This is a genomic window from Arsukibacterium perlucidum DSM 18276 (assembly GCF_000382165.1).
GTDB classification, from domain to species: Bacteria; Pseudomonadota; Gammaproteobacteria; order Enterobacterales; family Alteromonadaceae; genus Alishewanella; species Alishewanella perlucidum.
This window is the reverse complement of sequence record NZ_KB907709.1, coordinates 96,188-109,048: the sequence shown is the minus strand read 5'-3', so window position 1 is coordinate 109,048 and position 12,861 is coordinate 96,188. Positions and strand designations below refer to the sequence as shown.

Genomic DNA, 12,861 nt, shown 5'->3' with positions numbered 1-12,861 from the left:
CCGGACCAGATATTACCCAAGGTACGCAGCTTTGAATCTGAATAAAAGATCATTTTTAAAGTGACAACACCAGATTATTAATCTCTGCCGGTAGCACGGGTTTACTGAAATAGTAACCCTGAAAGTAATGGCAGTTCTCTTGTTGCAGTAAAATTAACTGTTGAGGATGCTCAACGCCTTCGGCGGTTATTTTAAGGTTTAGCTCTTGCGCCAGGTGAATAATGGCTAAAGTCAGGCGCCGTGCTTTTGTATCGTCTAACTTATTGATAAAGCTACGGTCAATTTTCAGAATATCTACCGGGTAGCGGTCCAGGTAGCTTAATGAAGAAAAACCTGTGCCAAAATCATCTAACGCGATACTGGCACCTAACTGCTTCAGGCTGGACAGCTGACTCATTACAACATCACTTTGCTCTATCAGAATACTTTCTGTAATTTCTATGATAAGTGCTGTTGCCGGCAAAGCATGTTTAGCCAGCAAGGCCGTTAAATGCGGAACCAGATCAGGGTTAGCAATATCAGCTGCGCTAAAATTAATGCTTAAACGCAGATTAGGCTTGGTTTTACGCCAGTGAGCCAGCTGGCAGATACCCTGTTGCAACATTTGCATCGTTAAAAAGGTTATCAGGCCTTCTTCTTCCAGCATTGAAATAAAAACCTCCGGGCTGATAAAGCCCAGCTCAGGGTGTTGCCAACGGGCCAAAAGTTCGACACTACAAAGTTGAGCGCTGTTATCAACAATGGGTTGGTACAGCGGATAAAAGGCCTGTTGCTGCAGTGCTGGTTTCAGACCTTGCTGTATCTGATAGCGCCGGCTGATCTCAGATTGCATACTACTGTTGTAATGTCGAATTTGATAACCGCTATTTTTCTTAGCTTCATGTAACGCCATATTAGCTTGCTGCAGCAATGTGTCGGCCTGTTCACTATGATTTTCCGGCCGGCAGATACCAATACTGGCCGTCAGGTTAATGTCTTTGAGTAAATCGTCAGTGTATTGCGACAGTTGAAACAAGAGTTTTTCAGCCAGTTTATTCACACTTGCGGTATCGTCGGTAGGCAACAGCAGCCAGAATTCATCACCGTTTTGCCGGTACAACTTATCTTCCGTTTCCAGTTGTTGCGCCAGGCGCCACGCTGCAGTTTGCAGTAGTAAATCGCCCGTGCTGTGGCCATATACATCATTTACCAGGTGAAATTTATTTATATCTAGTTTTAACAAATAAAATGGTAGCTGCTGCTGTTGTAAAACGGTAATGTCCCGCTGCAGCTGCCGTAGCGTCGGTAGTGCTGTTAAGGTATCTAACTGTTGAATCAGTTCCGGCTGGCGCATTAGCTGGCGCTTTTGCTGGCGCAGCAAGCGGCTACGCTTCACTCTGGCCTCTACCACCATCAGCAAGCGCCACGGTGCTATCGGTTTATGAATAAACTCATCACCGGCCAGGCGCACTGCCGCCAGTTTTTCATCAACGCTTTCATCTGCGGACATAAACACCAGCGGGGTGTCGATGAGTTCACTGTGCTGACGGATAATTTGCCCCAGCTCCAGCCCATGACACTCTGGCATATGCAGATCAATCAGCACCAGCTCGGGTAAATGTCGCAAGATCAGTTGCAAAGCTTGTTTGGGCTGCTGACAACAATAGACCTGGTAGCCAGCAAGTTTTAGTATCTGGCGGTAAAAACGTAGTACATCGTTATCGTCATCAATCAGCATGACACGGTAAGGGTCTTGCTCTGGTTTTTGTAACAAAGTAGCTAACATTTGGCATAATTTTTCTGCACTGACCGGTTTGGCTAAATAGTGGCTGCTGCCTGCCCGGACTGCCGCCAACCGGTTACTAAAATTATCGTAAGCTGAAATAAACAACACCGGAAAGGAGGCTCCCTGCTCTTGTCTAACCTGTTGTATATAATCGGCCCCGGCAGTTTCGCCTTCGGGAAATTCCATATCACAAATTACCGCCAGCGGTTGCTCCTGCCGAACGGTCTCGGCTAATTGTTTAACATCCTGTAGCGCAATTACCGCATAACCAGCGTCAGTTAAAGCCTGAGCATGATGCTGTAATAAATCGGTATCGTCATCAACGAATATCACCTTGATTTTGCCAGAGCCAGCAAGGCTAAAGCTACCGCCAAGGCTTGGTGTCACCGGAGTTATAGTGCTGTCATTTATAAGTTCATCGACAAGTGCTAACACGGCGTTGTGGATAAAGCTTAGCGTGGCGTTATCGCTGACATAATCGCTATACAGCAACTTATTTAGCTGTAATGCCTGCTGCGAGACTTCAGGAAAACCATATATGGCGCCCGAGCCAGCCAGTTGATGGCTTAGTCGCTGCAATTGCTGTAATGCATCCTGGTTGGCATTTTCGTTAAACAACAACCAGCTTTTTTGTAGCTCAGCTGCTTTATGTAATAAATTTCTACGGTACTGCAGTTGCATAGTGCGCCATTTGTTGCCGCTGAGTGAGTTAGCCATGCTGGTTTTAATAGTCATATTTAATATGTTTATTAACTTTAGCAAAATAATTTACATAAAAGTCGACTATTTTCCTTTTTTAATTACAGCTCATCGTTACGCTTGCAATTCAGTGTCAGCTGGTTAATGCTGAAATGATATGAAAGGAGTGGTTAAAGCGATGATTAACAAAATAAAGCAGCGTTATTTTTCTGACACTAACCTTTATCTGTTGATCACTGCCGCCGTATTGCTGATTATGCTGGCTTCGGCCTGGTATGCCATGCAGCAGCGCCAGCAAAGTTTTACTGCCCGGCTAAGCCATTTACATCAGTTGCAATTAAACCAGTTAGCACAATTAAATTATGATGCCCGACAGCAAGTTATGTTATCTGCGCAGCTGGTTGCAGCGGATCAGCAAATTAAACAATTACTGCTCTCTGCAGCTGCGAGCTATCGAATAAATGACCAGGAAACTGAACTTGGTCTGTTACGTGCCCAGGCGTTACCACTGTTAAACCACTACTGGCAAACCTTACTTCCTTATGGTGCAAGCCAATTGCACTTGCATCTTGCACCTGATGCTTACACTTTTTTACGTGCTCACCGGCCAGAGCGGCACAGTGATCGGTTAGCCGATGTTCGGCCTTTGGTTATGCAAAGCCTTAACAGTGGTGAAAGCACGGTCGGGATAGAATTGGGACGGCATGGTCTGGGGCAACGTGCTGTAGTGCCGGTAACTGATCAGCAGGGTAAGGTACAGGGTGCTGTTGAGTTTGGCGTAGACTTACAAAAAGCCTTTTTACAGGTTCAGGCCGGTTTAACTGATACCGGCAGTGATAACAGCTCAGCTATTATTTCGATGGCACTGTTAGTGGTGCCAGATATTACTGATGTACTTAACCCCGAGCTGCAGCAAAATTGGTATCAGAGTGAATATTGGAGCACGCCGGCATCATTTTCGCCATTACGTTATTGGCTCGACAGTAACGCCCTGCCGCAACAGCTTACTGAAGCACGGCAACTACAGCTTAGCTACGATGACAGAGACTATCTGGTCTCACTGCTGCCGATACCGGTTTGGGGTGAAAACCAACCCGAAGCACAACTACTTAGCATAAGTTGGCAGGATGTTACCGCACAAATTTATACCCAGCAAAAAGCGGACAATCTCATCTGGCTGATCTGGTTAGCTGCAACGTTATTGCTGCTTGCGCTGGGGCTGGTGTTGGTGTCTCACCTGCGACGTCAGGCACAGCATGAGGTGGCTGATCAGCAAGCCCTATTACGACAGTCAGAGCAAAAACTATCAGCGCTGTATCAGCTCTCGCCGCTTCCAATTTTACTAAACCGTTTTAGTGATGGTGCTTATATTGAAGCGAACCCTGCCATGGAGCAGCTGGTGGGCTATACACCAGAGGAGTTAAAGCAGCTTAGTTACTGGGATTTAACCCCGGAACGTTATGCCGAGGCTGAGCAGCAACAACTCAAAGCACTGACAGAAACCGGGCGTTACGGCCCTTACATAAAGCAATATCGCCACAAGAATGGCGAGCTGATAGATATTGAACTGAACGGTGTCCTGTTTAGCGACGCGCAGGATGAAAAGTTTATCTGGACGATTATCAAGGATATCAGTGACATTAAACGTATCGAAAAACTCAAAGATGATTTTGTATCAACCGTTAGTCATGAACTTAGAACGCCACTAACGTCTATTGGCGGTTCGCTTGGCTTAGTGTTAGGTGGTATTGGTGGTGAATTAAGCCCGAAGGCAGAAAAACTGTTAACTATTGCTCATAAAAATAGCCAGCGTTTAAATATATTAATTAATGATTTGCTGGATATAGATAAGCTAACGGCTGGTAAGCTTCGTTTTGAAGCAGCACCGGTTTTTTTACCAAAACTGTTGCAAGACGCGATTGAGCACAATCAGCCTGTTGCTACGCAGCATGCTATAACGCTAAACGTAGTGAGTTGTCCGCCAGTGCATTTATTGGTAGACGCAGCGCGAATTCAACAAGTGTTAACCAACCTATTGTCCAATGCCATTAAGTTTTCACCGGCTAATGCAGAAGTTTCACTGGCCGCTGAAATTACTGATGAACGTGTGCGAATTTCAGTACAAGACCAGGGGCCGGGCATTTCGGAGGTTGATCAGCAACGCCTGTTTCAGCGCTTTTCGCAATTAGATCAGAATACTGAACAGGTAAAATCCGGTACTGGCTTAGGTTTGGCTATAAGTAGAGAAATAGTGCTGCAATCCGGAGGTGAGATTGGAGTCAGTTCATGTCCGGGTGAGGGCGCAACGTTTTGGCTGGAATTACCGCTTTACCGGGCAGCCTTGCCGGTAAATAGCCCTGATGCCATTCTGGTTATTGAAGACGACCCAGATACGGCGCATTTGCTCTGCGAGTTTTTAAGAGCTGAACAATACCAGGCAGACTGGGTTGCCGATAGCCAGGCAGCTTGGCAGAAAATGGCTGAACGAAAATATGCCGCCATTACATTGGATTTAAAATTACAAAACGAAAATGGCGCCGACTTTTTTTTGCGGTTACGGGATAATCCTGCGACCGAAAATTTGCCAGTGTTAGTTATTTCAGCACATATTGAACGTGGCAAACTGCAACTGGCTGCTTTAGCTAATGCCATAGACTGGATAGAGAAGCCGGTAAGCCCGGAAATTCTCAGTTTAAAACTGGGGCAGTTATTAAGCCAGCTGCCCCGGCAGGAGCGCAATCATCGAATTTTGCATGTCGAAGATGACAGCGATATTGTCGCCATTATGCGTTTGCAACTGGAGAATCAATGTGAATACTTTGCAGTCGCAACGTTATCACAAGCCAGAGCAACATTAGGCAAAGAGCATTTTGATTTGATTTTGCTGGATTTAGGTTTACCTGATGGTAATGGCATCAGTTTGCTCACTAGTATTTCTGAAACACAGGGCAATATTCCCGTGGTCATTTTTTCAGCACAGGACGTAAGTGTTGAAAATAAACTAAAAGTGCAGGCAGTATTTAGTAAAAGCCGGATAAATACTGAATTATTAGCTAAATATCTTAAAAGAACCTTAACTGAACTATCGAGGTAAACCAATGACTTTACAACGGGTAATGCACGTAGAAGATGATGAGTCTATTAGGGCCGTGGCAGAAATAGCCCTGACTGATGTTGCTGGCTTTACCTTATTAAGCTGTGACAGTGGTCAAAGTGCCTTAGCTCAGGCGGAGGCGTTTGCCCCACAGCTAATTTTATTGGATGTAATGATGCCACAGATGGATGGCCTGCAAACGATGGCTGCGTTGCTCCAGTTGCCTTCGCTGAAAAATACGCCAGTGGTGTTTATGACAGCAAAAATACAGCAATCGGAGAAACAACGGTATTTAGATGTCGGCGCAATTGGTATTATCGAAAAGCCGTTTGAGCCAATGGAACTGGGCGACACCCTCAGCGAGCTTTATCAACAACACATTACATCCTAGATTGCAGGTCAGAGGGCAGGTGTTATGACCAATACGGCTAAGCAAGGCATAATTACTGCGCCCAGCCCCAGATATTTGTGTTTGTTACTGTTATTTGTGCTTGCCGCAGTTGGTTTGAATTATACCAGGCTACCGCTGTTTTTCAGTGTTGAGTTTATTTTTGGTTCAGCCATCGCCGTACTGGCGTTATTGGTGTTGGGACGCACTGCCGCAATTGTAGTTGGTTGTGCGGCTGCTGCGGTTACGCTGTTTATCTGGGGCCATCCTTATGCCTGGTTAGTTTTTACCGCTGAAATTATCTGGTTAAGTTGGCGTTGGCGGCCGGAGAACGGTCTTAATCTGGTAAAGCTGGATCTGTTGTTCTGGTTATGCGCCGGCTTACCAGCCGTCAGCCTGTTTTACGCATACGGCCTGGATGTTAAATGGCAAACCGCGGTGCTTATCGCCTTGAAACAGATGACCAATGGGGTGTTTAACACCTTACTTGCCAGCCTGCTGATATTGGTATTGCAGTCGCAGCATTGGGCTGACCGCTTTTTGGTTTTGCCGTTAATTAGTTTGCGCCAGCTGTTATTCCATATTCTGATTGCCTTAACCTTATTTGTCGGTTGCACTCCTTTATTAATGGATGCCCGAAAGCTGCAGGCTGAATACACTTTTAATGTTGAGCAAAGGCTGCAATGGCTGGCCGATACGTTACACAAACAATTGCAGAAGCACGCATCCCTGCAACAGCTTACAACCACTGAGGTTACTGGATTGCTGGAACAGGCTTTACCTGAAGAGAGTATCAGTGTACTGGTACTCGATAACAATGGCAGGGTGCTAAATAGCTCAGGGTTAATCACAAGCCTGAATAACGTTGTAAATTCGATGCCTGAGCCAGGTTTTTCGCACTGGCAGCCGGAGGGGGTGTCGCCACTTTTGCAGCGTTGGGGCCAGAGCCGCTTTGTACTTGTGCAGCACCCTGTCACCTTAGAAGGTGTTGGTGCTATTGTTATTGAATTCAGCGCCCGGGAGGTGATGAGTAAACTTGAACAGGATAGTGCCCGTCATCTAACCCTGTTAGTGGCCTTTTTATTGCTGGTCACCTTAGTTGCAAACTGGCTGAGCAGGGTTATCAGTTTGCCACTGCACAGGTTGGCGCTCGCCAGCGAAAGATTAAAGTCCAGTATTGCTGCCGGAGCTGATACGGATATTCCGACCAGTAAAGTCGAAGAATACCATACCCTGGGACAGAACTTGCAGGCTATGAGCCGGGAGCTAGCTGCCGCTTTTACCATTGGCAAAGCGAATGAAACTGAGCTGGTCAGAAAAGTTAATGAGCAAACTAAACAATTGCAGCAGGCAAACAGTCAGCTTGAAGCCATTCTGGCTGCTGCTTCCGATTTCTCTATTATTGCTACGAATAAGGATGGAATTATCAGTTATTTCAGCCGCGGGGCAGAAAAGCTGCTTGGTTACAGTGCTGCAGAATTAGTGGATAAGCAATCACCGGCCATCCTGCATGTGGCTGATGAGGTAATGCAAAGATCGCAAGAGTTAACAGTACAGTTAAAGCAGCCTGTTGCAGGTTTCCGGGCTTTTGTGGTGCTGGCAGAGCAGCAGGGTACTGACACCCGGCAGTGGCAATATGTTCGGAAAGATGGCAGTTGCTTGCCAGTATCGTTGACGGTAACACCTATTTTAAGTGAGTCTGGGACTGTCACTGGCTATTTAGGGGTAGCAAAAGATATTTCAGAGCGGCATCGTAATGAAAAGCTGAAGAATGAATTTATCTCTACCGTAAGCCATGAGTTACGTACACCATTAACATCCTTATATGCCGCGTTAAAGATGGCTAACTCTGGCAGACTGGGTGAGCTACCAGGAAAAGTCGCTAGCCTGCTGCAATTAGCTGAGAACAACAGTAAGCGACTTGGCCGCTTAATCAATGATTTGCTTGATATAGAAAAACTGACTGCCGGCAAGTTCCAGTTGTCACTGGAGGTGCAGCCATTACAGCCGCTGGTAATACAGGCGATTGATGAAATTTCCAGTTACGCCGCTCAGTACAAAGTGACTTTGCAAACTGATTTTGCCACTGAGCCGTTATTTGCCCGGATAGATGCTGGCCGCTTTGTGCAGGTAGTGACCAATTTATTATCGAACGCCATTAAATTTTCGCCTGCTGATGCCATAGTAAAGGTTAAAATGTATGCTGACGCTGCTTTTGCCAGGCTTGAGGTAAGTGATTTGGGTCAAGGTATAGCTGATGATTTTAAAGAGCGGATATTTGAAAAATTTGCTCAGAATGACGCGGCCAGTACCAGGCAGCAGGGCGGCACCGGGCTGGGACTGGCAATAAGTAAAGAGCTCACTGAGAAAATGGCAGGTAATATCGGTTTTGTTTCTGAGCCTGGCCAGGGGGCAACCTTCTGGTTAAGCTTTAACCTTTGTGTTTCGCCTGTTCAACAGCCTGTTAATGTTGTGACTAACGCAACGGGATCCCCGGAGAACCAATGCAGCCACCAATAATACCATCAAACGAACACAGCCGCTTGCTGGCGCTTGCTGGCACTGAATTGCTGGATACTGCCGCTGAACCCAGGTTTGATCGGTTAACCTCGTTGGTGCAGCAATGTCTGGGTACTGAAATTGTCTTAATTTCGCTGGTAGATAAAGACCGACAGTGGTTTAAATCGCGCCAGGGATTGAATGCTTGCGAGACAGGCCGTGATATTTCCTTTTGTGGCCATGCTATTTTAAGTGACGATATTTTTGAAATCCCAAATGCCAGCCAGGATCCGCGTTTTGCTGATAACCCCCTGGTTACCGGCGCGCCCAATATCCGTTTTTATGCCGGAGTGCCGTTAGCTCATCAAGGCCATCGCATTGGCACCCTTTGTATTATTGACCAAAAACCCCGCCAGCTTAACCAGGGCGAGCGCCAGATCCTGGCTAATTTTGCCAAAGTAGTAGAGCAGGAAATTACTGACCGGTTGCAAGAACAGTCGCATCAGCAACTTGCCGCCAGTGAACTGATGAACCGCTCGGTACTGGAGGGGACCCAGATTGGTACCTGGCAGTGGAATGTGCAAACCGGTGCCACGATATTCAATGAGCGTTGGGCAGAGATATTGGGTTATACCCTGAACGAGTTGTTGCCGGTAGATATCAATACCTGGTTATCTTTTGCCCACCCGGATGATCTGGCTGAATCAGCCCGGTTGTTAGAATTGCACTTTGCTGGCCAGTTGGCATTTTACGACTGTAAATGCCGGATGAAACACAAAAATGGCGATTGGGTTTGGGTGCATGATCGGGGCCGGGTAGTAAGCTGGACCGAAGATAACAAACCATTGATGATGTACGGCACCCATGCTGATATTACCGAGCAAAAACAAGCTGAGCTGGAGCTCAAAGCCAGCCGTGATCAGTTTCAAACTCTGGTTGCTAACATTCCTGGTATTACCTATCGCTGCAAGGCTGATAAAGACTGGACTATGCTGTATATGAGTGGCAGCATCGACCCGCTTTCCGGTTATCCGGCCAGCGATTTTATTAACAATGAAGTTCGCAGCTATGCCAGTGTTATTCATCCTGATGACCACGAACGGTTAGATTTAGCTGTGGGTCAGGCCATTAATGATAACCAAAGCTGGCTATTGCAGTATAGGATTATTCATAAGTGCGGCGTTATACGTTGGGTAGAAGAACGTGGCCGGGCAGAATATAACGAGCAAGGTGAAGTGAACTTTCTTGATGGTTTTATTCTGGATATCACTGAAGAAAAAACATTAAAACAACAGTTGTTAAAGCTAACCTCTCAGTTACCGGGCGTAGTGTATCAGTATCAGCAGTGGCCGGATGGCCGGGCATGTTTTCCCTACGCCAGTAATAATCTTCAGAAAATTTATGGTGCTTTGCCTGAGCAGGTAAAAGACGATGCGACATTTATTTTCAGTAAAATTCATCCGGACGATCTGGCTGAACTGGCTAACAGTATCGAACAATCAGCGGCAAACTTGTCACTCTGGCAACATCAGTACCGGGTTTTTCTGGATAACAAACAGCTAATCTGGCTGTCTGGCCGCGCTACGCCAGAGGCTATGCCCGATGGCAGTACCCTCTGGCACGGTTATCTTGAAGATATTACTACCACAAAACAGCACTATTTAGAGCTGGAACGGCTTAACAAAGAATATAAGCTTAGCCAGCAACGGCTGGAAATGGCCAGTGAAACGGCATTAATTGGTTTTTGGCAAGCGTCGCTGGTTACTGGTGAGCTGTGGTGGTCACCGGTTATTTACCAGATTTTTGGTTTTGATGAAAATATTACTCCCAGTGTTGCCTTATTTAAAAGCACCTTACACCCTGATGACAGAGATCTGGTTACGGCCAGTGAACAGCATGCACTGGAAATGGGTTTACATGATGTCGTACACCGGATTATCCGCCCTGACGGTGCTATTCGTTGGGTGCATGAACTGGCCAGATTACTACCGGTTGCAGACAACCCTGATCAAATTCTGGTTGGCTCGGTGCAGGATGTAACCGAGCGGATGCAGTTGCAGCAAATGAAAGACGCTTTTATTTCAACTGTGAGTCATGAGCTCAGAACGCCGTTAACCGCCATTAAAGGTGCGCTTGCTCTGCTGAATTCGGGTAAATTAGGTCAGGTGCCTGAAAAGTTGCAGAAATTAATGCAGGTGGCCAGCAGTAACAGTGACCGTTTGGCGCAACTGATTAATGATTTGCTGGATGTTGAAAAGCTTGCAGTTGGCAAAATGCCATTTGACATCCAGTCACTGCAAGTACAAGCAGAGTTAAAGCAAGCAATTGATAATCTGCAACCTTTTGCGGGGCAGCATCAGGTTAATATCACCTTGCAACCGCTTGCCGCCGGGTTAATGGTACAGGCGGATTCATTGAGGTTGCAGCAGGTGCTTACTAATTTATTATCAAATGCGATTAAATTTTCACCTAAACAAGCCGAAGTACTGGTTACCGCAAAGCAACAGCGAGATAAAGTGCTTTTTGAAGTAATTGATGCTGGGTCAGGTATTCCTGTTGCGTTTCATGCCCATATTTTTGAGCGTTTTGCCCAGGCCGATGGTTCAAATTTGCGTCAGAGCGGTGGTACCGGGCTGGGTTTGGCTATTTGTAAAGAGCTGGTACAGCAAATGGGCGGTACTATTGGTTTTAGTTCGAAGCAAGAAAAAGGTTCGACCTTTTATTTTGTTCTGCCAGCAAAGGCAGATATTATAAGCTAAATGAACGTCAGGAAGTATGTAATGCCGTCATCAAAAACGCAGGTTGATATTAGCGAGGCTTTTAGCCGGGTAAGGCAACGTTTTGAACGAAGCCTGCCAGACAGGGCCGACGCTATGCTTGCTTTGGCGCTAGACCAAAAAACCGGTAACGAATTGAGCCAATTAAAGGCAGAAGCTCATAAACTTGCTGGTGCCAGCGGTACTTTTGGTTATGCCATACTTGGCAATCTTGCTCGCAAGATTGAGCAACTGGTGGTGGACATTCTTGCATTACCGCCTGAACTTCGCGCTTTAAAAATACCGGAATTGAATAAGCAACTCTTTGTTTTTAAACAAACTGTTTCGCAAGTGCTAGGCTCATCCGAACCTTTTGCATCATCAGATGCAAAATTGAAAGCTGAGCAGCGTGACATTTGGTTAATGCTCGACAACACGCAGTTATTAACTGAACTTAGCACGCAGTTGCAGGCTTTTGGCCATAAAGTTCAACAAATATCCAATTTTGAAGGGTGTATAAAACGCCTCCAAACTGAAAACCCGGCACTGCTATTTAGTCAGGTAAAGCAGTCAGATGGTGCTGACTTGTTTAAGCAAAGTTTATTGCTGAATTTACTACAGCAGCGACAATGCCCGTTATTAGTTTTTTCAGAGCAGGATGATTTTTCACTAAGGATTAAGGCCGCGCAGCAGCATGCTGACGACTTTTTTGTCCAGCCACTTGATGTGTCAAACATGATTAGCAGGATCTCAGAACTGCTTGAGCAGGCAGCGGGTAGTAAAGGCAGAGTTTATATAGTTGATGATGATTTAATGCTGGCAGAGCATTATCAACTGGTATTACAAAATATAGGTATTGAAACCCAGATTAATACGCAACCACAGAAAATTGTTGACGAGTTAATATACTTTCAACCTGATTTAATTCTGATGGATATGTATATGCCGCATTATAATGGTGCTGAGTTAGCTGGTGTAATAAGGCAATATCCTCAGTTACGCCGTCTGCCGATCGTATTTTTGTCATCTGAGCAAAATAAAAGTGTGCAAAACCGGGCGTTGGCGCATGGTGCAGACGATTTTGTAACTAAGCCGATTGATGATCTTCAACTGGCGCAGGCGGTGACTGTCAGGCTTGCCCGCAGTTTACAAATTAAAAATCTGATTGAGAAAGACAGCTTAACCGGTTTAATTAAGCACAGTGCCATTAAAGAAGCTGCCGAGCTGGAATATGAGCGAAGTGAGCGCAGCGGTAAACCCTTGAGCATAGTAATGCTGGATATTGATAAGTTTAAATTGGTGAATGATACCTATGGTCATGCTACCGGTGATGTGGTTATTACTGCCTTAGCAACCTTACTAAGAAAACGGATCCGAAAAACTGACCGCGCCGGCCGCTACGGTGGTGAGGAATTTATGTTGGTGTTGCCCGATTGTGATGCAAAGCAGGCGCAGCAGCTGACCATGAAGATTTTGGAAAACTTTGTCATATTGCATTTTAATACAGCCCGCCAGCCATTTACCTGCACTTTTTCTGCAGGAGTAGCATCGACCGCAGATCAGGCATTTGAAAATGCCGAGCAACTAATAAAAAATGCAGACGAAGCTCTGTATCGTGCCAAACGTGCGGGCCGCAATCAGGTCTGTTAGTTCCGTCTGC

General features: G+C 46.0%; 6 protein-coding genes. 5 read left to right on the top strand and 1 reads right to left on the bottom strand.

Annotated elements, in window-relative coordinates; genetic code table 11:
- Positions 1-55 precede the first annotated feature (55 nt).
- A complete protein-coding gene (locus H141_RS0108695; RefSeq protein ID WP_157610815.1) occupies positions 56-2,500 on the bottom strand; it encodes an EAL domain-containing protein in 2,445 nt (814 codons plus the stop codon).
- A 142-nt stretch (positions 2,501-2,642) separates the two neighbouring features.
- Between H141_RS0108695 and H141_RS20910 the strand changes: the two genes are divergently transcribed.
- The 5 genes from H141_RS20910 to H141_RS0108670 are packed head-to-tail and all read left to right on the top strand — an operon-like array spanning position 2,643 to position 12,851.
- Complete coding sequence (locus H141_RS20910) at positions 2,643-5,558, top strand: response regulator (RefSeq protein WP_205620361.1); 2,916 nt, start codon at positions 2,643-2,645, stop codon at positions 5,556-5,558.
- A 4-nt stretch (positions 5,559-5,562) separates the two neighbouring features.
- Positions 5,563-5,949, top strand: coding sequence for a response regulator (locus tag H141_RS0108685; RefSeq protein ID WP_019675866.1), 387 nt, complete (start codon positions 5,563-5,565; stop codon positions 5,947-5,949).
- A 24-nt stretch (positions 5,950-5,973) separates the two neighbouring features.
- Complete coding sequence (locus H141_RS0108680; protein WP_019675865.1) at positions 5,974-8,466, top strand: sensor histidine kinase; 2,493 nt, start codon at positions 5,974-5,976, stop codon at positions 8,464-8,466.
- Entirely contained in the window at positions 8,451-11,204 is a 2,754-nt protein-coding gene (locus H141_RS0108675; RefSeq protein ID WP_019675864.1) for a PAS domain-containing protein, read from the top strand. Before H141_RS0108680 ends, H141_RS0108675 begins: the two co-directional genes overlap by 16 nt.
- 21 nt (positions 11,205-11,225) lie before the next feature.
- Positions 11,226-12,851, top strand: a complete 1,626-nt coding sequence (locus H141_RS0108670) for a diguanylate cyclase (protein ID WP_019675863.1) — start codon at positions 11,226-11,228, stop codon at positions 12,849-12,851.
- The last annotated feature ends 10 nt before the right edge of the window (positions 12,852-12,861 follow it).

Coding starts and splice junctions, on each gene's coding strand:
- H141_RS0108695 (WP_157610815.1), bottom strand. CDS start 2,500: ATGACTATTAAAACCAGCATGGCTAACTCACTCAGCGGCAACAAATGG.
- H141_RS0108685 (WP_019675866.1), top strand. CDS start 5,563: ATGACTTTACAACGGGTAATGCACGTAGAAGATGATGAGTCTATTAGG.
- H141_RS20910 (WP_205620361.1), top strand. CDS start 2,643: ATGATTAACAAAATAAAGCAGCGTTATTTTTCTGACACTAACCTTTAT.
- H141_RS0108670 (WP_019675863.1), top strand. CDS start 11,226: ATGCCGTCATCAAAAACGCAGGTTGATATTAGCGAGGCTTTTAGCCGG.
- H141_RS0108680 (WP_019675865.1), top strand. CDS start 5,974: ATGACCAATACGGCTAAGCAAGGCATAATTACTGCGCCCAGCCCCAGA.
- H141_RS0108675 (WP_019675864.1), top strand. CDS start 8,451: ATGCAGCCACCAATAATACCATCAAACGAACACAGCCGCTTGCTGGCG.